Below are 22,276 nucleotides of genomic sequence, written 5' to 3'. Positions count from 1 at the left end.
GGTCTACTCCTGATCCCAGGGCACCGAATCGTCGGCGGCCTGCGGTTCCGTGGTTGTCTTCGCCGCCGGCTTCCTGGCCGCGGCAGCCTTCTTTGCGGGCGCCTTTTTGGCCGCCGGCTTCTTCACCGCTGCCTCGCCATCGGCATCGGCCTTCGCCGCCGTCTTCTTGGTCGCGGCCTTCTTGGCTGGCGCCTTCTTCGTGGCAGCCTTCTTGGCCGCTGGTTTCTTCGCAGGAGCCTTCTTGGCGTTCGGCGTCTTGCCGGTCTTCTCGACGCGCTCGTTGATCAGCTGGATCGCCTCTTCCAGCGTGACGCTGGCGGGATCCTTGGCCTTGGGCAGCGTCGCATTGACCTTGCCGACATTCACATAGGGCCCGAAGCGGCCGTCCCGAACGGTGATCTGGCCGCCATATTCGGGATGCTCGCCAAGGGTCGCCAGTGCCGCGGGAGTGCCGCGTCCGCGGCCGCCCTTTTCCTTCTTTTCCGCGATGACGGTGACGGCCCGGTTGAGGCCGACCTCGAACACGTCCTCGATGGTCTCGAGATTCGCATACATGCCGTCATGGTTGAGGAACGGCCCGTAGCGTCCGAGACCGGCCAGAATCGGCTTGCCGCTCTCGGGATGCAGGCCGACCTCGCGGGGCAGCGACAGCAGCCGCAGCGCCTTGTCGAGATCCATCTCGCTGGCCTGCCAGCCCTTGGGCAGGGACGAACGCTTGGCTTCCTTGCCTTCGCCGCGCTGGACATAGGGGCCGAAGCGCCCCGTGCGCAGGGTCACCGGCTCGCCGGTTTCCGGATCGACGCCCAGATCAGACGGACCCTCGTCGGCGGCCGCATCGTCGCCCGACATGTTGGTGCCGAGCTGGCGGGTATAGCCGCAATCGGGATAGTTCGAGCAGCCGACGAAAGCACCGAACTTGCCGAGCTTCAGCGACAGCTGGCCGTTGCCGCAGCGCGGACAGGCGCGCGGCTCGGTGCCGTCTTCCTTGGGCGGGAAGACCAGCGGGCCGAGTTCAACGTTCAGCGCGTCGAGAACATTGGTGACCCGCAGTTCCTTGGTGCCGTCGACCTGCGCGGAGAAGTTCTGCCAGAACTCGCGCAGCACGTCCTTCCAAGCGAGCTGGCCGGCCGAGATCAGGTCGAGCTTTTCTTCCAGCGCCGCGGTGAAGTCGTACTCCACGTAGCGCTCGAAGAAATTGTGCAGGAACGCGGTCACGAGACGCCCCTTGGCGTCAGGCAGGAGCTTGCGGGCCTCCTGCACCACGTAACCGCGATCCTCCAGGGTCTGCAGCGTCGAGGCATAGGTCGAGGGCCGGCCGATGCCGAGCTCTTCCATCTTCTTGATCAGCGACGCCTCGGAATAGCGCGGCGGCGGCTCGGTAAAGTGCTGCGAGGCCTCGATGGCGCGCTTGGCCAGATCCTCGTCGGCGAGGATTTCCGGCAGCCGGGCGCGGTCGTCGTCCTCGTCACCCGGATCGCTCGCCTTGCTGTCGTCGCGGTGCTCGACATAGGCGCCGATGAAGCCGTCGAACTTGATGACCTGGCCGGTAGCGCGCAGGGTCGCGGTCTCGCCGCCATTGGTGGCGACGATCTCGGCGGTGGTGCGCTCGATCTCGGCGGAGGCCATCTGGCTGGCGATGCAGCGCTTCCAGATCAGGTCGTAGAGCCGCGCCTGGTCACGGTCGAGATAGCGCTCGACATCCTTGGGCGCGCGGCCGAACTCGGTCGGACGGATGGCCTCGTGGGCCTCCTGCGCGTTCTTGGCCTTGCTCGAATAATAGCGCGGCTTTTCCGGAACATAGCGCTCGCCGAAAGCGGCGCCGATCGACTTGCGCGCGTCGGCGATCGCCTCGGGCGCCATCTGCACGCCGTCGGTCCGCATATAGGTGATCAGGCCGACGGTCTCGCCGCCCACATCGACGCCTTCATAGAGCCGCTGCGCGACCTGCATGGTGCGCGAGGCCGAGAAGCCGAGCTTGGCGGAGGCCGCCTGCTGCAGCGTCGAGGTAGTGAAGGGAGGGCCCGGATTGCGCTTGGTCGGCTTGGCCTGGACGCTGTCGACCCGGTAGGTCGCCCCGTCCAGCATGGCGCGGATCGTCTCGGCCTTGTCGCCGTCGCCGATCGACATCTTCTGCAGCTTGTCGCCGCCGAAGCCGGTTAGGCGGGCGCGGAAATCGTCGCCGCGCGGCGTCGCCAGCATCGCCGCGATCTGCCAGTACTCTTCCTTCTTGAAGCGCTCGATCTCTGCTTCGCGGTCGCAGACGAGGCGCAGCGCCACCGACTGGACGCGACCCGCCGAGCGGGCGCCGGGCAGCTTGCGCCACAGCACCGGCGACAGGGTGAAGCCGACGAGATAGTCGAGTGCGCGGCGGGCGAGATAGGCGTCCACCAGCGGCTCGTCGATGGCGCGCGGATTGGCCATCGCGTCGAGCACGGCCTTCTTGGTGATGGCGTTGAAGACCACCCGGCTGACCGGCTTGGTGCCGATCACCTTCTTCTGCCGCAGCACTTCCAGGACGTGCCAGGAAATCGCTTCGCCTTCGCGATCCGGATCGGTGGCGAGCACGAGGCCGTCGGCCTTCTTGACCGCCTGGGCGATCTCGCTGATTCGCTTCACGGACGGCTTGCCGACCTCCCAGCTCATCGCGAAGTCCTCGTCCGGGCGCACCGAGCCGTCCTTGGCCGGCAGGTCGCGGACGTGACCATAGGAGGCGATCACCTGGTAGTTGCCGCCGAGATACTTGTTGATCGTCTTCGCTTTGGCGGGCGATTCAACGATGACGACATCCATGACAAGGCAGTCCTGAGAGAAGAGAGATGCGACCCGGTAAGGTCGCCTGTGCGGCGGAGAATTCAGCGACGAGCAGCGCGTCGACCGCACCGTCACATGGACAGTCCGGCGCGACCGGTCAACCCCGACTGGATCGTGACCCAGCAAAGGTTGCAACTAATAAGCGAAAATCTCTATACTCCCAACTTGCAACGGAGCGGTGGGCTTCAGGATCAGGGGCCAGTTCAAGCCGCGTTCGGGAGCGTGCCGAACATGACAGCACATCCGGAAGACCGGGAAGCGAGCTTGCGGTATGTCCGCGACATGTTGCTGCAACTTAAGGTTGTGTCCGGCGCGCCGCATAACTCGTTGCTGGGTTATTTCCTGGAGATGGCGCGTCTCGAGGCCGAGCACCAGCTCACGACCGGCGCCAAGCGCTCACAGAAGTAGCGACACCCGTCCGCCCGGGTGGCGCTCGAGGCGGCCCGCCAGATCGAGTTCGAGAAGCACGAGTTGCACGGCACCCGGCCGCGCTCCGGTGTGAAGGATGATGTCGTCGACATCGATCGGCGTCGGCCCGAGCGTCTCGACGATGCGCTCGCGTTCGCCCTCGGCCGGCTCGTCGGTTTCCTGGCCGGAGGGCGGTTCCTCGATGGCGGGCGGCATCCAGCCCATGCGGTCGTCCAGCGGTCGCAGCGCTGCGATCACGTCGTTCGCCTCGGTCGCCAGGATCGCACCATTCTTCAAAAGCTGATTGGCACCGGCGGCCCGCGGGTCGAGCGGCGATCCGGGCACGGCAAAGACGATCCGCCCGATCTCGGCGGCGATCCGCGCGCTGATCAGCGAGCCCGAACGCAGCGCCGCCTCGGTCACGACGAGACCCAGGGCCAAGCCGGCGACGAGGCGGTTGCGCCGGGGAAAATCGCGCGAGCGCGGCTCCCATCCGAACGGCCGCTCGGACAGGAGGCACCCACCTTCGTCGACGATCCGGCGCATCAGCGGCCGGTTCTCGTCGGGATAGGGCCGGTCGAGGCCGCCGGCAAAGACGCCGATCGTGCCGGTGGTCAGCGCCGCCTCGTGCGCGGCGGCATCAATGCCGCGCGCAAGGCCGGAAACGACGACGTAGCCAGCCCGGCCGATCTCGTCGGCAAACTGGCGGGTGAGCTTGATCCCCGAGAGCGAGGCGTTGCGGGCCCCCACCATAGCGACGGCGGGCTGATGGAGAACCGTCTCGGTGCCCATCACCGCCAGCACCGGCGGCGCGCTCTCGGTGGCCTTGAGGAGCGGCGGGTAGTCGGGCTCGCCGAGACAGATGAAGCGGGCGCCCATGCGGCTGGCCCGGTTCATTTCGTCTTCGGCCGCAGCGAGGCTCTCGACGCGGACACTGCGGCCGCCCCGCGCTGCGAGTTCCGGTAGTGCCGCGAGCGCCGCCTCGGCGCCGCCATAGCGGTTGATCAGCGACCGGAAGGTGGCGGGCCCGACATTCTCGCTGCGGATCAGCCGGAGCCAGGCGAGCCGCGTCTCGTCGGGAAGTCTGACGCCGTGGGGAGGGGCGTCAGAGGGGCTCACCCCTTGGCTCCGATCTTGCCCTCCGTGCCGGCCAGAAGCCGGCGGATATTGGCGTGATGGCGGATATAGACGATGGCGGTCAGGATCGCGGTGAGGGCGGCGGCGTCCATGTAGCCGAGTGCAAAATAGACCACCGGCACGACCAGCGTGGCGGCAAGCGCCGCCAGCGAGGAATAGCGGAAGAGGAAGGCGACCGAGAGCCACACCACCGCGAAGACCAGGACGCCGATCGGCGCGATGCCGAGAAGGATGCCGAGATAGGTTGCAACGCCCTTGCCACCCTTGAATCCGACCCAGACCGGGAAGAGGTGGCCGAGAAACGCCGCGAGACCCGCGAGGATCGCCGCTTCGCCGCCCCAGCGCGAGGCAATCAGGACCGGCACGGTTCCCTTGAGGACGTCACCGGCCAGCGTCAGCGCCGCCATCGGCTTGTTGCCCGTCCGCAGCGCGTTGGTCGCGCCGATATTGCCCGAACCGATCTTGCGGATATCGCCGAGGCCGAAGAGCCGCGCGAAGATCAGTCCGAAGGGAATCGAGCCGACGAGATAACCGCCGGCGACGCAGGCCAGCCAGATCGGCCAGAGGCTTGAGTCCCAATCCACCATTCAGCCCCCGCTCCGGTCCGATTCTAAGAAGACTGTGCGGCCGGCGACGAAGGTCCGCAAGACCTGGCCCTGGAAGCGGGCGTTCTCGAAGGCGGTGTTCTTCGAGCGTGAGCGGATGCGGTCCTCGCTGAACAGGAACGGCGCCTCCAGATCGACCAGCGCCATGTCGGCGACGGATCCCGGCGCCAGCGTGCCGCGATCGAGGCCGAGGAGCTTCGCCGGAGCGGCGGTGACCGCCTCGACGATGCGCGACAACGGCACGGCGCCGGAATGATGCAGGCGCAGCGCCGCCGGCAGTAGCGTCTCCAGGCCGATCGCGCCGCTCTCGGCTTCGGCGAAGGGGCGGCGCTTGCCGTCGGCGTCCTGCGGATCGTGGGACGAGACGATGATGTCGATGGTGCCGTCGGCCAGCGCCTCGACCATGGCGGCGCGATCCTCCTCGCGGCGCAGCGGCGGCGAGAGGCGGAAGAAGGTGCGGTATTCGCCGATGTCGTTCTCGTTCAGCGACAGATGGTTGATCGATACGCCGGCCGTCGCCGCGATGCCGCGCCGTTTGGCCCGCCGCATGACGTCCGCCGATTCGCCCAGCGAGAGCTTGGCGGCATGGTAGCGGCAGCCGGTGAGGGCGGCGAGCCGCAGGTCGCGCTCCAGCGGGATGATCTCGGCCTCGGCCGGCGCACCGGGCAGGCCGAGCCAGGAGGCCAGAAGCCCCTCGTTCATGACGCCGTTGCCGGTCAGGGCCGCATCCTGCGTCTCGTGCATGACCAGGGCATCGAAATCGCGCGCATAGGTCATGATCCGGCGCAGCAGCACAGGGTCGGCAATGGTGTGGCGACCATCGGTGAAGGCGCGCACGCCGGCCCCGGTGAGGAGGCCGATCTCGCTCATCTCCTTGCCCTTCAGGCCGCGGGTGAGCGCCGCCGCGGGAAAGACGTTGACGACCGCGGTATCGCGGGCCGTCCGCATCACGAATTCGGCGATTGCCACCTCGTCGACGACCGGATTGGTGTCGGGCATGGTGAGGATCGATGTGACCCCACCGGCGGCCGCCGCGGCAGAGGCCGAGGCGATCGTCTCGCGGTGTTCGCCGCCCGGTTCGCCGATGAACACCCGTGCGTCGACGAGCCCGGGCACCAGCAAGAGGCCACGGCCGTCGACAATCTCTGCGCCGTCGGGCGCGCCCTGGTTGAGGGCGTCGGCGCCCGCGGCGACGATATGGCCGTCGACGACGACGACCGTGCCGACCGCGTCCAGCGACCGGGCCGGGTCGATGATCCGCACATGCTCGATGACGGTCGGGGCTGCGACGCTCATGCCGAGGCCTCCGGTCCGCCGATGAGGGCCGACATTACCGCCATGCGCACGGCGACGCCCATTTCCACCTGTTCCTCGATGACGCTCTGCGGCCCGTCGGCGATCTCCGAGGCGATCTCGACGCCGCGGTTCATCGGCCCGGGATGCATGACCAGCGCGTCGGGCCGGGCATGGCGCAGCTTGGCGGCATCGAGGCCGAAATAGCGGAAATACTCGCGCACCGACGGCACGAAGGAGCCCTCCATGCGCTCGCGCTGCAGGCGCAGCATCATCACGACGTCCGCGTCCTTCAGCCCGTCTTCCATGCGCCGGTAGACCTCGACGCCCATCGATTCGATGCCGCTTGGCAGCAGTGTTGCCGGGGCGACGACGCGGACCCGGGCGCCCAGCGCATTGAGCAGAAGGATGTTCGAGCGCGCGACGCGGCTGTGCAGCACGTCGCCGCAGATCGTCACCGTGAGCCGGGCGATGCGGCCCTTGTGGCGCCGGATGGTCAGCGCATCGAGCAGCGCCTGGGTCGGATGCTCATGCGCGCCGTCTCCGGCATTGACCACGGAGCAGGCAACCTTCTGGGCCAGCAGTGCCACGGCGCCCGCCGAATGGTGCCGCACGATCAGGATGTCGGGCTGCATGGCGTTCAGCGTCATCGCCGTGTCGATCAGGGTCTCGCCCTTCTTCACCGACGAATTGGCGACCGCCATGTTCATGACGTCGGCGCCAAGGCGCTTGCCGGCCAGTTCGAACGACGCCTGGGTGCGGGTCGAGGCCTCGAAGAACAGATTGATCTGGGTGCGGCCCTTCAGCGTCGACTTCTTCTTGTCGCGCCGGCGGCTGACCGCCACCTCCGCCTCGGCCAGATCGATCAGTTGTTCGATCTCGTGGGGTTGCAGGCGGGCGATACCCAGAAGGTGTCGCTGGCCGAACGGGGGAAAAGGCAGGGTCGCGCTCATTAAAACGACGCCTATAGGCAATCCGTGGTTTAGCGGCAAGGATCGAGAGCGAGTGAAGCACAGGAGTCGCGTGTGGCCGAGACGAATTTCCACACCCACGAGGTGACCAACCAGTCTTCCGACTATGCCGGTTTCAACGCGTTTCGCGGCGATCCGCTGCTGCGTCTCCTGGCCGCCGATTTTCCTGACCCGGTCCTGACGACGCTGGAGCGCCACGGACGATTCTGCGGCTCCTTCGAGGCCCACGATCTGGCGCGGCTTGCCAATATCGAGACGCCGCGCCTGCGGCGCTTCGACGAGAAGGGCCGGCGGCTGGAACTGATCGACTACCATCCCGCCTATCACGCGCTGATGCGGCGCTCGGTCGCCGACGGGCTGCATGCCTCGATCTGGCAGGGGCCGGAGGAGGAGGCCGGGCGCCGCCATGCGGTGCGGGCCGCGCGCTTCTACATGACGGCCGGCGTCGAATGCGGCCATCTGTGCCCGGTCACCATGACCAGCGCCTCGGTCGCGGCGCTCGCGGCGGCGCCGAAGCTGCGCGATGCCTGGCTGCCGGTGATCGCCACGCGGCAGTACGACCCCAGCGTCAAGGCGCCGCTGACCAAGGCCGGAATCACCCTCGGCATGGGCATGACCGAGAAGCAGGGCGGTACCGACGTGCGGGCCAACACCACCCGCGCTGTCGACGCCGGCGGTGGGCATTACCGGCTGACCGGGCACAAATGGTTCATGTCGGCACCGATGTCCGACGGGTTCCTCGTTCTGGCGCAGGCGCAGGAGGGGCCGACCTGCTTCCTGATGCCCCGGCGCCGGGACGACGGCTCGCTGAACGGGCTGCACTTCCAGCGACTGAAGGACAAGCTGGGCAACCGCTCCAACGCCTCCTCCGAGGTCGAGTTCGTCGACGCCGATGCCCGGCGCGTCGGCGATCCCGGCAAGGGCGTGAAGACCATCATCGAGATGGTGACGCTGACCCGCCTCGACTGCGCGCTGGCCTCCGCGGGCCTCATGCGCGGCGCGCTCGCCGAGGCGGTGCATCACGCCCGCGAGCGCCGCGTGTTTGGCAAGACGCTGATCGAGCAGCCGCAGATGGTGCGCGTCCTGGCCGACATGGCACTGGATGTCGCGGCTGCGACGGTGCTGTCCTTCCGGCTGGCCGAAGCCTTCGATCGGCGAACGGGGGAGGCGGCCTCCGAGGCCGATGCGGCCTGGGCGCGGGTGATGACCCCGGTCACCAAATACTGGGTCTGCAAGATGGCCCCGGGGCTGACATACGAGGCAATGGAGTGTCTCGGCGGCAATGGCTATGTCGAGGACGGCAGGCTTGCCCGCGCCTATCGCGAAGCCCCGGTCAATGCGATCTGGGAGGGCTCCGGCAACGTGATGGCCCTCGATCTCGCGCGCATCCTGCAGCGCGACCCGCAAGCCTTCGACACGGTAATCGCGACGATCGAGGCGGACATGGCCGAGACCGCCGGTGGCACGCCGGGCGTCCTGCGCGCCGCAATGTCGATGGCGCTGGCGGACGAGGGGGCCTGCCGGTTGCTGGCCGAGCAGCTGGCCCTCGCGGGCGCCAGCGCTTCCATGCGCCGGCTGGGATTGGGCCAGACCGCCGACGCCTTCACCGAGACACGGCTCGGCGGTGTCTTCCGCCATACCTACGGCATGCTCGACCTGCGCCATGATTCGCGGGCGATCGTCGAGGATCTCTACCCGCCGATCCGCTGAGCCCGGCACCGGATTCTGGCAACCGAAACCCAAGCTGCGGCGTTTACACTGAAGGAGGCAGAGGAAGGGGACGCGTTAAGGTTAACAACCGGTTTCGATTGCGGCGAAGGCCTCTCACCGACAGGGTCGCCGTTAACGGATCGGTAACCGTGACGAGGAGGTTCCATGCGCAGAATGGCGACGACCCTGGCGCTCAGTGCCTGGATTGGGTTCGCGGCTGTCAGCAGTCTGCGGCTCATGGTGCATTCGGGCTGGCTTGATCCGCTGACCGCTGGCACCGCGGCCGCGCCGCTCCTGCAGGATCTCGCGATCGCCGCCGACCTTTATCTGCCGGCCCAGGCGACCCTCGTCTTCGCAGGCCTCTTCTTGGCGCTGGCCACGGGGCTCGGCATGGCGATCGCCGGGCTTTCCTCGCCGTCGGTCTTGGCCATCCGCCGGGCCGAGCCGCTCGCCGCGGCCGTGCTGGTCGCGCTCTTCGCCTTTTATGCCGCTGCAAGCATTGCCGGATCGCCGCTCGCCACCCTGTTCGGTGAGGGTCCGGGCTTCCTCGTCGCGCTGGCGCTGACCTTCGGGGCGCTGCTGTTCGACCGGCTGGTAGAGGTCGATGACGCGGCCGACGATGCCGCCTTCGAATCGGTGCTCCGGTCGATCCACGCCGCCGAGCGCGAGGCGCTGATGCGCCGCCATCGCTCGCCGTTCGGCGACAATGGCGAGAGCCGCTGATGCGCACCTTCCTGGTGCTCTGGATCGGACCCCTGGTCTTTTTCTGGGGCTGGTACTTTCTCTCGCTGAACGATCTCGGCGGCCCGCTCTTCTCTCGCGAAACCCACGACCGGGTCTTTATGGTCTACGGGGCGATCCTCGGCATCGAGCCGGCGACGATCCCGCCGCTGGTGGCGCGTGCGCTCGCGATCGACAGCCTGATCCTCGGCGCGATTCTCGCCTTCCGCCGCCGCAAGAAGATCCGGGCGTGGTGGCAAGCCCGGCGCGCCGCGCGGCTCGCCTTGGCGAACGGCTTTGCCTATGAGCGCAGCGACGAAAGCCGGTCCAGCGCCCCCTGAAGAATGAAGGAGGCGGCCGCCGAATCGATCCGTTCGGCCCGCTTCTTGCGCGACACGTCGGCTTCGAGCAGGCCGCGTTCGGCAGCGACCGTGGACAGGCGCTCGTCCCACAGCAGCACCGGCCGTTCGTCGAAGCGACTGTAATTGCGCAGGAAAGCCCGAGTCGCCTGCGCCCTCGGCCCCTCCGACCCGTCCATGTTCAGCGGCAGGCCGATGACGATGCCGACGATGCTGTCCTCGTTCAGCGCCGCCACCAGCGCGTTCGCATCCGCGGTGAACTTGGTTCGCCGCAGCACCTTGCGCGGCGTGGCGAAGCGCTGGCCGCGGTCCGACACGGCGAGGCCGATGGTCTTGGTGCCGAGGTCGAGACCGGCGATGGTCGTGCCGCTCGGGACGGCGTCGGCGAACTCTTCCAGCGACACGATGGCCATCACGTTCTCCTTGACCGGGGGACGGGCCGGTGCAGTTAGCACGCCGAGTGCCGGACACCACCCACAGAACAGAGGTCCGGCCGGCGATCGGACCGCAAGGAGCCCCCATGAAGATCACCTATTTCGGCCATTCCGCATTCCGGATCGACACCGGCTCGTCGGTCATCCTGATCGACCCGTTCCTGTCCGGTAATCCGCATTTCGAGGGCGATATCGACAGCGCCGTTGCGGGCGTCACCCATATCGTCCTGAGCCACGGCCACTTCGACCATGTCGGTGACACCGTCGACATCGCCAGGAAGCATGGCTGCAAGGTCGTCGGCACCTTCGAGCTGGTCAGCTGGCTCGGCAAGAAGGGGATCGAGGCGATCGAGCCGCTGAACACCGGCGGCACCGCGAGCTTCGGCGACTTCACCGTCACCCTGACCCAGGCGTTTCATTCCTCCGGCCATGTCGAGGAAGACGGCTCGGTGACCTATCTCGGCATGCCGAACGGACTGGTCTTCCACTTCGCCGACGGCCCGACGGTCTATCACATGGGCGACACCGACATCTTCGCCGACATGGCGCTGATCGAGGAACTGCACGCCCCGAAGGTCGCAATGGTGCCGGTGGGCGACCGGCTGACCATGGGCGCGGCGGTGGCGGCGCTCGCCTGCCGGCGCTACTTCAACTTCGACAAGATCATCCCGATCCACTGGGGTACGCTGCCGATCCTCGACCAGACCCCGGACAAGTTCACCGAGGCGATGGAAGGCGACGCCGGCAAGATCCTCAATCCGGCGATCGGCGAAGCCTTCGAGGTCTGATCGCACCGTTTCAGCTTTCGGATCGGGACCGAACGGCCGGAGCGCAGAGCAGCGCCTCCGGCCGTCCGGCCATTGCGGCGTTGCCTCGCAAGGGGCGCGCCGCTATAGCTCGCGCAATTCCTCTTGCAACCAGTAGGACCGCAATGTCCGTCGATGCTTCAACAGTCCGCCGGGTCGCCCGGCTGTCCCGGATCGCCGTTACCGACGACGAGGTCGTGGCGATGGAAAGCGAACTCAACGCGATCCTCGGCTTCGTCGAACATCTGGGCGAGGTCGATGTCGAGGGCGTCGAGCCGATGACGTCGGTGATCCCGATGGTGATGAAGAAACGCGCCGACGAGGTGACCGACGGCGCCAAGGCCGACGACATCGTCGCCAACGCGCCGGCCAGCGAAGATCATTTCTTCGTCGTGCCGAAGGTGGTGGAATAGTCGCGCCATGACGGTGACCGTCGCGGTGGAGTCACCGCTTCAGGATGAGTTGCGCGAACTGGTTGCCCGGCTGAACGACCATCTGCAGCCGCTGTCGCCGCCGGAGTTCCAGTTTCAGCTCACCGCCGAGCAGATGGCGGGTGAGGACACCACCGTCTTCGTGGTGCGCAATGGCCAGTCCGTCGCGGTGGGGATGGGCGCGCTGAAGGTTCACAGCCCCGCGATCGGCGAGGTCAAGCGCATGTACACGACGCCGGAGGTGCGCGGGTCCGGGCTCGGCTGGCTGGTCCTGCAGTCCATCGAGGCCGAGGCGCGCCGCCGGGAGCTCGGCCGGCTGGTACTGGAAACAGGCTCCACGGCCGGCTTCGAGGCGGCCTGGAGACTTTACGAACGATCCGGTTTCACGCGCTGCGGCGCCGTGCTCGACTACCCGGATTCCGATTACTGTCGATTTTACGAAAAGAAGCTGTCCCCATGACCGAGTTGACGTCTCTCACCATCGCCGAAGCGCGGGACAAGCTCGCGGCGAAGGAGTTTTCCGCGACCGAGCTGACGCAGGCCTACAACGCCGCGATCGAGGCCGCCAACCCGCAGATCAACGCCTATGTCGCGGCGACGCCGGACAAGGCGCTGGCAATGGCGAAGGCCTCTGACGAGCGGCTGGCCAAGGGCGAGGCCGGCGCGCTCGAAGGCATCCCGATGGGCATCAAGGACCTGTTCGCCACCGAAGGCGTCCACACCCAGGCCGCCTCGCATATTCTCGACGGGTTCGAGCCGCGCTACGAATCGACGGTCACCGCCAATCTGTGGGCCGATGGCGCCGTCATGCTGGGCAAGCTCAACATGGACGAGTTCGCCATGGGCTCGTCCAACGAGACCTCCTATTACGGCCCGGTGAAGAACCCCTGGCGCCGCAAGGGCTCGAATGCCGACCTAGTGCCCGGCGGCTCGTCCGGCGGTTCGGCCGCTGCGGTCTCGGCGCATCTGTGCGCCGGCGCGACGGCCACCGACACCGGCGGCTCGATCCGCCAGCCCGCCGCGCTGACCGGCACAGTCGGCATCAAGCCGACCTATGGCCGCTGCTCGCGCTGGGGCACGGTGGCCTTCGCGTCGTCGCTCGACCAGGCCGGTCCGATCGCCCGCGATGTCCGCGATGCGGCGATCCTTCTGAAATCCATGGCGTCCGTCGATCCGAAGGACACCACCTCGGTCGACCTGCCGGTGCCGGACTACGAGGCCGCGGTCGGGCGTTCGGTGAAGGGCCTGCGCATCGGCATTCCGAAGGAATACCGCGTCGACAACATGCCGGAGGAGATCGAGGCGCTCTGGCAGCAGGGCATCGCCTGGCTGCGCGACGCCGGCGCCGAGATCGTCGACGTCTCGCTGCCCCACACGAAATACGCCCTGCCGGCCTATTACATCGTCGCGCCGGCCGAAGCCTCGTCGAACCTCGCCCGCTATGACGGCGTGCGCTACGGCCTGCGCGTGCCGGGCAAGGACGTCGCCGAGATGTACGAGAACACCCGCGCCGCCGGTTTCGGCCGCGAGGTGAAGCGCCGTATCATGATCGGCACCTACGTGCTGTCGGCCGGCTATTACGACGCCTATTACCTGCGCGCCCAGAAGGTCCGCACGCTGATCAAACGCGACTTCGAGACCGTCTATGCCGACGGCATCGACGCGCTGCTGACGCCGGCGACGCCCTCGGCCGCCTTCGGTATCGCCGATCAGGACATGGCCTCCGATCCGGTGAAGATGTATCTGAACGACATCTTCACGGTGACCGTGAACATGGCCGGCCTGCCGGGCCTCGCCGTTCCCGCGGGTCTCTCCGGCGACGGGCTGCCGCTCGGTCTCCAGCTGATCGGCCGGCCCTTCGAGGAAGAGACCCTGTTTGCGATCGGCAGCGCCATCGAGCAGGCGGCCGGCCGCTTCGAACCGGCAAAATGGTGGTAGGCTGATGGCGGATCTTCGCAAGGCACTCGATCTCTTGGCGGCGGGCGACTGGCACGGCGCCCACGCGATCGTGCAGGACGATCATTCCGCCGATGCAGCCTGGATCCACGCACATCTCCACCGCGTCGAAGGCGACCAGAGCAATGCCGAATACTGGTATCGCCGCGCCGGGCGCGAGCCGAGCGCGCAGAGCCTCGAGGCCGAGCGCGACACCATCGTCGCCGCACTCGGTCGCTGATCGGCTGCAGCCGCTCCAACGTGCTGCGCCACCGGACCGTTTTCACGCATTGAACCAGCCGTTCTGGCAGCCCATCTTCAGTTTCTGGACACGCCCATGACCCTCGTCGACACCCGAACGCCCGATCCGAAGAACTTCATCTCCGGCGCCACCGGCGACTGGGAGATCGTCGTGGGCATGGAAGTCCACGCCCAGGTGACGTCCGAGGCCAAGCTGTTCTCCGGGGCCTCGACCGATTTCGGCGGCGCTCCCAACGATCATGTGAGCCTCGTCGACGCGGCCATGCCGGGCATGCTGCCGGTGATCAACGAGGAATGCGTGCGCCAGGCCGTGCGCACCGGCCTCGGCCTCAAGGCCGAGATCAAGCACCGCTCGGTGTTCGACCGGAAGAACTATTTTTATCCGGACCTGCCGCAGGGCTACCAGATTTCCCAGTTCAAGGACCCGATCGTCGGCGAGGGCATCGTCTCGGTCTCCGTCGGCCCGGACTCCAAGGGCGAGTTCGAGGAGATCGAGATCGGCGTCGAGCGGCTGCATCTCGAACAGGATGCCGGCAAGTCGATGCACGACCAGCATCCGACCATGTCCTATGTCGATCTGAACCGCTCCGGCGTCGCGCTGATGGAGATCGTCTCCAAGCCCGACATGCGCTCGGCCGACGAGGCCAAGGCGTATCTGACCAAGCTGCGGACCATCTTGCGCTACCTGGGCACCTGCGACGGCAACATGGACGAGGGCTCCATGCGCGCCGACGTCAACGTCTCGGTGCGGCGTCCCGGCGGCGATTTCGGCACGCGCTGCGAGATCAAGAACGTCAACTCCATCCGCTTCGTCGGCCAGTGCATCGAGGCCGAGGCCCGCCGTCAGGTCGCGATCCTCGAAGATGGCGGCACCATCGACCAGGAGACCCGCCTCTACGATCCGGCCAAGGGCGAGACCCGCGCCATGCGGTCCAAGGAAGAGGCGCATGATTACCGCTACTTCCCGGACCCGGACCTTCTGCCGCTGGAATTCGACCAGGCCTATGTCGACGCGCTGCTCGAAGGCCTGCCGGAACTGCCGGACGCCAAGAAGAACCGGCTGATCCGCGATGCCGGCCTGTCGGCCTATGACGCGTCGATCCTCGTCTCCGAAAAGGCCATCGCCGACTATTACGAGGCCGTCGCGAAGGGCCGCGACGCCAAGCAGGCCGCCAACTGGGTCATCAACGACCTCCTGGGCGCGCTGAACAAGGCCGGCAAGGACATCGGCGAGACGCCGGTAACCGCGGACCAGCTCGGGGCGATCCTCGACATGATCCGCGCCGAGACGATCTCCGGCAAGATCGCCAAGGACCTGTTCGAGATCGTCTGGAACGAGGGCGGCGACCCGGAGAAGATCGTCGACGAGCGCGGCATGAAGCAGGTCACCGACACCGGCGCCATAGAGACGGCGGTGGACGAGGTGATCGCGGCCAATCCCGACAAGGTCGAGCAGGCCCGCGCCAAGCCGACCATGGCCGGCTGGTTCGTCGGCCAGGTGATGAAGGCGACCGGCGGCAAGGCCAATCCCCAGGCGGTCAACGCGCTGGTCAAGCAGAAACTCGGCGTGGAATGACCTTCTTCGTCCGCACTGCCGGCACGGCCGATCTGGAGGCGATCAGCCAGTTGCTCGGCGAGACCTGGCACGCGACCTACGACCACATCTACGGGGCTGAGCGGGTGAGCGAGATCACCCGCTCGTGGCATTCGGTCGAGGCGCTCAGGCCGCGGATCAACCGGCTGAACTCCGAGTTCCTGGTCGCCGACGACGGCACGCGGCTCGGCGGCATGGCCTATGCCGCCGCGACCGCCGGCGACGGCAAGATGGTCGTCCTGCACCAGCTCTATGTCCGGCCCGGCTGCCAGCGCCAGGGCATCGGCCGCGATCTTCTGACCGAAATTTCCGATTGCTTCCCGACGGCGCGCACGCTGCGCCTCGAGGTCGAGGAAGCCAACACGCCGGCGATCGACTTTTACCGCGCGCACGGTTTCGCCCAGACCGGCTCGACCGCCAATTGCGGCTGTGCCGATTCAGGCATTCCGGCCGCCGTCTACGAGAAGACGCTAGCTGCCGGCTGAGCCGGGCAGGGCGCCGCCGAAGGGCGAAGCGAACGCGATCCATGGTGGACATTTTGCGGCCGCGGCAGCATAACGTCCTCGCATCGACACGGACTGGAATTCCCATGAAGGAATGGCTGCTGCAGATCTTCACCTGGTGGCAAGGCCAGACGATCGGCACGAGATTCTACACCTGGCGCAAGGGCCATAAGGTCGGCGAGGACGATGCCGGCAACCAGTATTACCAGAACGCCGACGGCACCAAGCGCTGGGTCATCTACAACGGCCCGGCCGAGGCGTCGATGATCGCCGGCGGCTGGCACGGCTGGATCCATTACCGGGTCGATACGCCGCCTTCGCAGGAAGACTACAAGCCGCGCGCCTGGCAGAAGCCGCACCAGCCGAACTACACCGGCACGGCCAAGGCCTACCGGCCGCAGGGCTCGCTGCTCACTCCGTCCGAGCGCCCGCGCGTCACCGACGATTACGACGCCTGGACGCCCTGATCGCACGGCGGTCCGGAGCGCGGTCGGCCGCCTGATTGGCTCCGCTTTCGGCCTTTTCGATCGCGGCCCGGACGATCTCCCTGTCATCGCCGCATTCTGCCGGCAGACACAGCGCGTATTGCCCGGCCCGGCGGGCCGGAAATGTTGAGGACGCCCCCATGAACCGTCGGCTATGTGCGTCGATCCTGTTTGCCGTGACGACCGGTCTGGCGCTGGTTCCGGCCTCGGCGCAGCAGCGCATCGCCAACAAGGTCGCGGTGTTCTCCGGGCTGGACAAGATCACCGGCCGGATCACCAGCTTCGACGTCTATATCGACGAGACGGTGCAGTTCGGCGCCCTGCAGGTGACGCCGAAGGTCTGCTACACCAGCGCCGAGGGCGAAGCCGCCAAGACCGACGCCTTCGTGAAGGTCGACGAGATCACCCTGCAGCGCGACATCCGCCAGATCTTCTCGGGCTGGATGTTCGCCGCGTCTCCCGGCCTCAACGCCGTCGAGCACCCGGTCTATGACGTCTGGCTGAAAAGCTGCAAAAGCGAATCGGATGTCCCGGCGCCTGCCGGGTAGAACGTCGCATCCACCGTGATCGCCTCGGCCAGCAGCGCCTGGTAGGTGTCGCGGTCGATCTCGATCGCGCCGAAGCGTTCCAGATGGCAGGTCAGGAACTGGGTGTCGAGGAGCTGGTAGCCGCCACGGCACAGCCGCTCCCACAGATAGGCCAGCGCCACCTTGGACGCATCGGTGCGGCGCGAGAACATGCTCTCGCCGAAGAACGCGCCGCCCAGCGACACGCCATACAGGCCCCCGACGAGCTCGTCGCCGTCCCACGCTTCCACCGAATGGGCAAAGCCCTCCTGCGCCAGTGCCAGCGTGAGCGACCGGATCTGGCCGTTGATCCAGGTCTCCATGCGCCCCGGTGCGGCTTCCGCGCAGCCATCGACCACCGCCGCGAAGGCGGTGTCGACGCGAATGTCGAAGGGCGCCCGGCGGATGGTTTTGCGCAGGCTGCGCGGCAGGTGGAAGCCGTCCAGCGGCAGGATTCCCCGCTCGGTCGGATCGATCCAGAAGATGCCCGGATCGTCCGCCTTTTCCGCCATCGGAAAGATGCCGCAGGCATAGGCCTTCAGCAGGATGGACGGGGTGATCTCGAAACGCTGGCCACCACGCCGTGTCATGATCCTACCCTGCTGATCTGCGGGCGAGATACTTTTCCAGCCAGTGGATGTCGTAGTCGCCCTTGGCGACGTCCGGATTGTCCACGAGGTCACGGAACAGCGGCAGCGTGGTCTTCACGCCGTCCACGACGATCTCGTCGAGGGCGCGCCGCAGCCGCATCATGCATTCGGTCCGGGTGCGGCCGTGCACGATCAGCTTGCCGATCAGGCTGTCGTAGAAGGGCGGGATCGAATAGCCCTGATAGACGCCCGAATCGACCCGCACGCCGAGACCGCCGGGCATGTGGTAATGGGTGATCCGCCCCGGCGACGGTGCGAAGGTCTCCGGGTCCTCGGCGTTGATCCGGCACTCGATCGCATGGCCGGCGAACTGGATGTCGGCCTGCGTCACCGACAGGCCCTGGCCGCTGGCGACGCGGATCTGCTCGTGGACGAGGTCCAGCCCGGTGATGGCTTCCGTCACCGGATGCTCCACCTGCAGGCGGGTGTTCATCTCGATGAAATAGAACTCGCCGTTCTCATACAGGAACTCGATCGTGCCGGCGCCGCGATAGCCGAGCTTGGCGATGGCGTTGGCGCAGATCATGCCGATCCGGTCGCGCTGCTCCTGGTCGAGCGCCGGCGAGCTGGCTTCTTCCCAGACCTTCTGGTGGCGGCGCTGCAGCGAACAGTCGCGTTCGCCCAGATGGATGCCGTTGCCGGCGCCGTCGCCGAAGACCTGCACCTCGATATGGCGCGGCTTCTCCAGATACTTTTCCAGATAGACGGCATCGTCGCCGAAGGCCGCTCCGGCTTCCGAACGGGCCGTGGACAGCGCCATCGACAGGTCCTGCGCCGTCTTCGCGACCTTCATGCCGCGGCCACCGCCGCCCGCCGAAGCCTTGACGATGACCGGATAGCCGATCTCCGCGGCGATCCGTGCGGCCTCGTCGTCGTCGGTTACCGCGCCCGCCGAGCCGGGGACGACCGGAATGCCGAGACGCTTGGCGGTGCGCTTGGCCTCGATCTTGTCGCCCATGATCCGGATATGCTCGGCGGTGGGGCCGATGAAGGTGATCTTATGGGCGTCGAGAATGTCGGCGAAGCGCGCATTCTCGGACAGGAAGCCGTAGCCGGGATGCACGGCATCGGCGCCGGACACCTCGCAGGCCGCGACGATCTGCGGGATGTTCAGATAGCTGTCGCGGGCCGGCGGCGGACCGATGCAGACGCTCTCGTCGGCAAGGCGCACATGCATGGCCGTGTTGTCGGCGGTGGAGTGGACGGCCACCGTCGGGATGCCGAGCTCCTTGCAGGCGCGCAGCACTCGCAGGGCGATCTCGCCGCGGTTGGCGATCAGGACCTTCTTGACCATGCCGCGCCCCTTACGCGATCACGACGAGCGGTTCGCCGTATTCCACTGGCTGCGCATTCTCGACCAGGATCTTGGTCACCGTGCCGGCGCGCGGCGCGGGAATCTGGTTCATCGTCTTCATCGCCTCGATGATCAGCAGCGTCTCGCCCTCGGCGACCTTCTGGCCGACCTCGACGAAGGCGCGCGCGCCCGGAGCCGACGACAGATAGATCGTGCCGACCATGGGCGAGGGGACCGTGCCCTTCTCCGGGCCGGTGGCGGCCGCCGGTGCGGCAGGCTGCTCGGCGTGCTGCGCCGGAGCGGCGGGCGCCGGGCTCGACGGCGCGGCGTAGTGCATCGGCTGGGCGTAGCCGCCATAGTCCTTCTGGCGGGAGACACGGACGCGCATCTCGCCGTGCTCGACCTCGATCTCGGTCAGATCGGTGTCCTTCAGGATGCTCGCCATCTCGCGGACGAACGACGGGTCGACAGAGTGGTCTTCTTTCGACATGCGATTCCTTCGGTCTATTCGACTCGATTGTTCACAGGCGCGCCTTGAGGGCTGCAATGGCGAGTTCGTAACCCACCGGGCCGAAGCCGGCGATCATGCCGACGGCGACCGGCGCGATCAGGCTCTTGTGCCTGATCTCCTCGCGCGCGTGAATGTTGGACAGATGCACCTCCACGACGGGCTTTCCGAAGACCCGGAGCGCGTCGTGAAGGGCGAGGGAAGTATGGGTGTAGGCGGCGGCGTTGATGACGATCGCCACGGCGCGTTCGCGCGCTTCGTGGATCCAGTCGACCAGTTCGCCCTCATGGTTGGACTGCCGGAACACGATCTCGAAGCCGGCGCCCGCCGCCACGTCGCGACAGCGGGCCTCAATGTCGGCCAGCGTCGTCGTGCCATAGATCTCGGGCTCGCGGGTTCCGAGCGTGTTGAGATTGGGGCCGTTGAGAAAGTAGATCGTCGAGGTCATCGACCCTCGGTCTTTTCTGGCAATCGCACGCGCGCCGCGCGGCTCACAGCCCCGTATAGAGGCATCGGCAGCGTGGGGAAAGCGCCCCGACGGGCGTTTCGTTCCCTCAGCCGTTCCTCAACAGGCAATGGTTCCGCATTCGCGCACATTGGCGATGCTCGCCTGCAGATTGTCGAGACCGACCGCGCCGGGAACCACCTCTTCGCCGACCACGTAGGACGGCGTGCCGTTGATACCGAGTCGGGTCGCCATCTCGTTCGACTGCCTCAGCGCCTCCGTCACGGCGGAGGACTGCATGGCCGTGCGCAGGGCAGCTTCCTCGACGCCGAAGTCCCCTGCGACCGCGATGGCGCTTGCCTCGTTCGCGGCGCCGCGTGAGCCAAGGAGTGCGCGGTGATAGGCGGCGTATTCGGTCGGGGCGATCTCGCGGAAGGCGAGGGAGACCCGCGCCGCTTCCAGCGACTGCGGACCCAGCACCGGGATTTCCTTCAGGACGAAGCGGATGTTCGGATCGGCTGCCAGCAGCGCATCCATGTCCTGCATCGCCTTTTTGCAGTAGCCGCAATTGTAGTCGAAGAACTCGACCACGGTGACGTCGCCGTCGGGATTGCCGAGTACCGTGCCTTCCGGCGTCTCGAACAACGCCGATCCGACTTCGGCGATCGCCGCCTTCTGGGCCGCCGACTGGTCGGCCGTCCGCTTGGCCTCCAGCGCGTCGAGCGCTTCCAGCAGCACTTCCGGATGCTCGATCAGATAGGCGCGCACGATCGTCTCGATCGCGTCGGTCTGCTTCGCGTCGAACGACGTCTGCGCCGCCGCGGGCGCGCTGTCCTGCGCGTTGGCGGCGCCGGCTGCGATCAGCGGAAGCGTGCAGGCGAGGGCCGTTGCGGCGGTCAGGCGTCGGATGGAAAGCACGGGTGCGGCGTCCTTCTGTTCGGTTCGGTGCGGATCGCCGGTCAGCGAATCTCGGTCTGGATGATGTCCTGCGCCGCCCGCCAGGGCGGCGTGCCCGGCTGCAGCTTCTGCTGGGCGCGGATGGCGAAGATCTTCGCCTGACGGAAGGCACCGCCATGCCAGTAGCCTTCGGCGGTGGCAAGTTCGGCGCGGCCGACTTCGCCGATCCGCCCGTAGGCCATGGCGAGGAACCGGTAGGCAACGGAATTGCCAGGATCGGAGCTGAGGCCCTCGCGGATGAGGCGAATCGCCTCTTCCATCTTGGCCGGATCGCCGCTGGTCACCAGCGCCTGACCGATCTCGGCCTTCAGGATTCCCGAGCCCGTCTTGTCCAGCTTGGCGGCCTTCGAATAGGCGGCCGCCGCCTCCTGGGAGCGTCCCGCATCGACGAGGATATCGCCGCGCAGCTCGTAGAAGAAGGCGTTGTTCGGCTGGGCCTTGAGCAGCGCATCGACCTTGGCGAGTGCCGAGGCCGGAGACCCGGCAAGATGGGTGGCGATCGCGTCGCCGTAATAGGCCGCCAGACTGCGCGGATCGCGGGCGAACATCCGGCGGACTGCCCCGGCACCGTCATTGTAGGCGACGATCTTGGCCCGGGCGAGATTGTGGCGCACGGCCAGTTCCGGCTTGTCGGCCCGGTCGTAGAACCGGCTTTCCTGGGCCAGTCGCTGCAGGGCCGCAATGCGGTCGCGCGGCATCGGGTGCGAGGAGGTGTAGTTCCCGCCGCTGCTGCGGGCGAAGAGATTGCCGCGATCGAGGATCTCGAAGGTCTCGACCAGCCCCCGGGCCGACTGGCCGGTCGCTTCCAGATAGGTGAGGGCGGACCGGTCGGCGGTGGACTCTTCGCCGCGCTGGTAGCTGAGGAGGTTGCGCTGGGCGATACCGCCGCCGCCCATCATCACTCCTGCCCCGGCGCTGACCGCGCTGCCGCCGCCGGCGGCGGCGCCCGCCGCCGCGATCCCGGCCCCGAGAAGGCTGGCGACCACGGCGATGGCCTGGGAGCGCTCCAGCTGTTCGCGCAGCCGCTGCTGGTGGCCGCCGGCCAGATGGCCGATCTCGTGGGCGAGGATGCCGATCAGCTGGTTCGGCGTCTGCGTCGCGGTGATCGCGCCGGTGTTGATGTAGATGCGGCGGCCGGAGACGAAGGCGTTGAAGGCGTCGGAATTGACCAGCACGATCTCGATGCCCGAGCGCGACAGTCCCGCCGCCTTCAGCAGCGGACGCGCATAGTCGGCGACCAGCGCCTCGATCTCGGCGTCCCGCACGATCGGCAGGCTGGCCTTGTCCTTCCCGGCGGCCTGAACGCCGACCGGAGCCAGCGCCACGGATGCCGCCAGGATCATCGATGTGATGCGGGCGGAGATCGCGCCGAGCGACATGTTCATGCTAGTCC

25 protein-coding genes are annotated in these 22,276 nt (G+C 67.3%); 13 read left to right on the top strand and 12 right to left on the bottom strand.

Translation table 11 applies throughout. The features are described from left to right. Nucleotides 1–3 precede the first annotated feature (3 nt). Complete coding sequence (gene topA, locus ACEQX1_RS17925; protein ID WP_370192749.1) at nt 4–2,790, bottom strand: type I DNA topoisomerase; 2,787 nt, start codon at nt 2,788–2,790, stop codon at nt 4–6. 252 nt (nt 2,791–3,042) lie between these two features. Between topA and ACEQX1_RS17920 the strand changes: the two genes are divergently transcribed. Then, entirely contained in the window at nt 3,043–3,219 is a 177-nt protein-coding gene (locus ACEQX1_RS17920; protein ID WP_370192751.1) for a hypothetical protein, read from the top strand. Here the strand turns inward: ACEQX1_RS17920 and dprA are convergent. Genes dprA through ACEQX1_RS17900 form a run of 4 tightly spaced genes read right to left on the bottom strand, consistent with a single transcriptional unit; the run spans nt 3,208 to nt 7,207 of the window. Then, complete coding sequence (gene dprA / locus ACEQX1_RS17915) at nt 3,208–4,338, bottom strand: DNA-processing protein DprA (RefSeq protein ID WP_370192753.1); 1,131 nt, start codon at nt 4,336–4,338, stop codon at nt 3,208–3,210. The two genes, ACEQX1_RS17920 and dprA, sit on opposite strands and share 12 nt — an antisense overlap. Beyond that, nucleotides 4,335–4,943 carry a glycerol-3-phosphate 1-O-acyltransferase PlsY gene (gene plsY / locus ACEQX1_RS17910; protein WP_370192754.1) on the bottom strand — a complete coding sequence of 203 codons (609 nt, stop codon included), beginning with the start codon at nt 4,941–4,943 and terminating at the stop codon, nt 4,335–4,337. The genes dprA and plsY overlap by 4 nt, the downstream gene beginning before the upstream one ends. Then, nucleotides 4,944–6,257, bottom strand: coding sequence for a dihydroorotase (locus tag ACEQX1_RS17905; RefSeq protein ID WP_370192756.1), 1,314 nt, complete (start codon nt 6,255–6,257; stop codon nt 4,944–4,946). It lies immediately after the preceding gene. After that, nucleotides 6,254–7,207 (bottom strand): aspartate carbamoyltransferase catalytic subunit, encoded by a 954-nt coding sequence (locus ACEQX1_RS17900; RefSeq protein WP_009209692.1) that lies wholly within the window; start codon nt 7,205–7,207, stop codon nt 6,254–6,256. The genes ACEQX1_RS17905 and ACEQX1_RS17900 overlap by 4 nt, the downstream gene beginning before the upstream one ends. Before the next feature lie 72 nt (nt 7,208–7,279). On the opposite strand from ACEQX1_RS17900, the gene ACEQX1_RS17895 reads away from it, so the two are divergent. From ACEQX1_RS17895 to ACEQX1_RS17885, 3 genes are all read left to right on the top strand, one after another. Further along, nucleotides 7,280–8,935 (top strand): acyl-CoA dehydrogenase family protein, encoded by a 1,656-nt coding sequence (locus ACEQX1_RS17895; RefSeq protein ID WP_370197277.1) that lies wholly within the window; start codon nt 7,280–7,282, stop codon nt 8,933–8,935. Nucleotides 8,936–9,100: 165 nt separating this feature from the next. After that, entirely contained in the window at nt 9,101–9,658 is a 558-nt protein-coding gene (locus ACEQX1_RS17890) for a hypothetical protein (protein ID WP_370197275.1), read from the top strand. After that, entirely contained in the window at nt 9,658–9,996 is a 339-nt protein-coding gene (locus tag ACEQX1_RS17885) for a DUF6105 family protein (protein WP_024351720.1), read from the top strand. Before ACEQX1_RS17890 ends, ACEQX1_RS17885 begins: the two co-directional genes overlap by 1 nt. Here ACEQX1_RS17885 and ruvX read toward each other — a convergent pair. Then, nucleotides 9,957–10,427 carry a Holliday junction resolvase RuvX gene (gene ruvX, locus ACEQX1_RS17880; protein WP_187389625.1) on the bottom strand — a complete coding sequence of 157 codons (471 nt, stop codon included), beginning with the start codon at nt 10,425–10,427 and terminating at the stop codon, nt 9,957–9,959. The genes ACEQX1_RS17885 and ruvX overlap by 40 nt on opposite strands. A 107-nt stretch (nt 10,428–10,534) precedes the next feature. Between ruvX and ACEQX1_RS17875 the strand changes: the two genes are divergently transcribed. The 9 genes from ACEQX1_RS17875 to ACEQX1_RS17835 all read left to right on the top strand — a co-directional run bounded on the left by ACEQX1_RS17875 (nt 10,535) and on the right by ACEQX1_RS17835 (nt 17,011). Next, on the top strand, nt 10,535–11,236 hold the full coding sequence (locus ACEQX1_RS17875; RefSeq protein WP_187389626.1) for a metal-dependent hydrolase: 702 nt from the start codon (nt 10,535–10,537) through the stop codon (nt 11,234–11,236). Nucleotides 11,237–11,379: 143 nt separating this feature from the next. Further along, a complete protein-coding gene (gatC, locus tag ACEQX1_RS17870) occupies nt 11,380–11,667 on the top strand; it encodes an Asp-tRNA(Asn)/Glu-tRNA(Gln) amidotransferase subunit GatC (protein WP_009209688.1) in 288 nt (95 codons plus the stop codon). A gap of 7 nt (nt 11,668–11,674) precedes the next feature. Then, on the top strand, nt 11,675–12,145 hold the full coding sequence (locus ACEQX1_RS17865; RefSeq protein ID WP_370194824.1) for a GNAT family N-acetyltransferase: 471 nt from the start codon (nt 11,675–11,677) through the stop codon (nt 12,143–12,145). After that, nucleotides 12,142–13,623 carry an Asp-tRNA(Asn)/Glu-tRNA(Gln) amidotransferase subunit GatA gene (gene gatA / locus ACEQX1_RS17860; protein ID WP_370197273.1) on the top strand — a complete coding sequence of 494 codons (1,482 nt, stop codon included), beginning with the start codon at nt 12,142–12,144 and terminating at the stop codon, nt 13,621–13,623. Before ACEQX1_RS17865 ends, gatA begins: the two co-directional genes overlap by 4 nt. Nucleotides 13,624–13,627: 4 nt before the next feature. Then, on the top strand, nt 13,628–13,861 hold the full coding sequence (locus tag ACEQX1_RS17855; RefSeq protein WP_370194822.1) for a hypothetical protein: 234 nt from the start codon (nt 13,628–13,630) through the stop codon (nt 13,859–13,861). 96 nt (nt 13,862–13,957) lie between these two features. After that, complete coding sequence (gatB, locus tag ACEQX1_RS17850) at nt 13,958–15,457, top strand: Asp-tRNA(Asn)/Glu-tRNA(Gln) amidotransferase subunit GatB (protein WP_024351726.1); 1,500 nt, start codon at nt 13,958–13,960, stop codon at nt 15,455–15,457. Next, a complete protein-coding gene (locus tag ACEQX1_RS17845; protein WP_370197271.1) occupies nt 15,454–15,960 on the top strand; it encodes an N-acetyltransferase family protein in 507 nt (168 codons plus the stop codon). The genes gatB and ACEQX1_RS17845 overlap by 4 nt, the downstream gene beginning before the upstream one ends. A 104-nt stretch (nt 15,961–16,064) precedes the next feature. Continuing rightward, the gene (locus tag ACEQX1_RS17840) at nt 16,065–16,445 is read left to right on the top strand and encodes an NADH:ubiquinone oxidoreductase subunit NDUFA12 (protein ID WP_370195922.1); all 381 of its coding nucleotides are present in this window, start codon (nt 16,065–16,067) and stop codon (nt 16,443–16,445) included. A gap of 158 nt (nt 16,446–16,603) precedes the next feature. After that, entirely contained in the window at nt 16,604–17,011 is a 408-nt protein-coding gene (locus ACEQX1_RS17835) for a DUF2155 domain-containing protein (RefSeq protein ID WP_009209683.1), read from the top strand. On the opposite strand, the gene aat is transcribed toward ACEQX1_RS17835, so the two are convergent. The 6 genes from aat to ACEQX1_RS17805 all read right to left on the bottom strand — a co-directional run bounded on the left by aat (nt 16,951) and on the right by ACEQX1_RS17805 (nt 22,268). Beyond that, nucleotides 16,951–17,619 carry a leucyl/phenylalanyl-tRNA--protein transferase gene (gene aat, locus ACEQX1_RS17830; protein ID WP_370197269.1) on the bottom strand — a complete coding sequence of 223 codons (669 nt, stop codon included), beginning with the start codon at nt 17,617–17,619 and terminating at the stop codon, nt 16,951–16,953. The two genes, ACEQX1_RS17835 and aat, sit on opposite strands and share 61 nt — an antisense overlap. 4 nt (nt 17,620–17,623) lie before the next feature. Then, the gene (accC, locus tag ACEQX1_RS17825) at nt 17,624–18,973 is read right to left on the bottom strand and encodes an acetyl-CoA carboxylase biotin carboxylase subunit (protein WP_024351730.1); all 1,350 of its coding nucleotides are present in this window, start codon (nt 18,971–18,973) and stop codon (nt 17,624–17,626) included. 10 nt (nt 18,974–18,983) lie between these two features. After that, complete coding sequence (gene accB / locus ACEQX1_RS17820; RefSeq protein WP_228241015.1) at nt 18,984–19,463, bottom strand: acetyl-CoA carboxylase biotin carboxyl carrier protein; 480 nt, start codon at nt 19,461–19,463, stop codon at nt 18,984–18,986. A 31-nt stretch (nt 19,464–19,494) separates the two neighbouring features. Further along, nucleotides 19,495–19,929, bottom strand: coding sequence for a type II 3-dehydroquinate dehydratase (gene aroQ / locus ACEQX1_RS17815; protein WP_370195927.1), 435 nt, complete (start codon nt 19,927–19,929; stop codon nt 19,495–19,497). A gap of 117 nt (nt 19,930–20,046) precedes the next feature. Next, entirely contained in the window at nt 20,047–20,826 is a 780-nt protein-coding gene (locus ACEQX1_RS17810) for a DsbA family protein (protein ID WP_370195932.1), read from the bottom strand. Between the two features lie 59 nt (nt 20,827–20,885). Then, nucleotides 20,886–22,268 carry a M48 family metalloprotease gene (locus tag ACEQX1_RS17805; RefSeq protein WP_370197267.1) on the bottom strand — a complete coding sequence of 461 codons (1,383 nt, stop codon included), beginning with the start codon at nt 22,266–22,268 and terminating at the stop codon, nt 20,886–20,888. Between the last annotated feature and the right edge of the window lie 8 nt (nt 22,269–22,276).

The sequence above is a fragment of the Aurantimonas sp. genome (assembly GCF_964217435.1).
GTDB classification, from domain to species: Bacteria; Pseudomonadota; Alphaproteobacteria; order Rhizobiales; family Rhizobiaceae; genus Aurantimonas; species Aurantimonas coralicida.
This window is presented reverse-complemented; position numbering and strand designations above follow the sequence as displayed.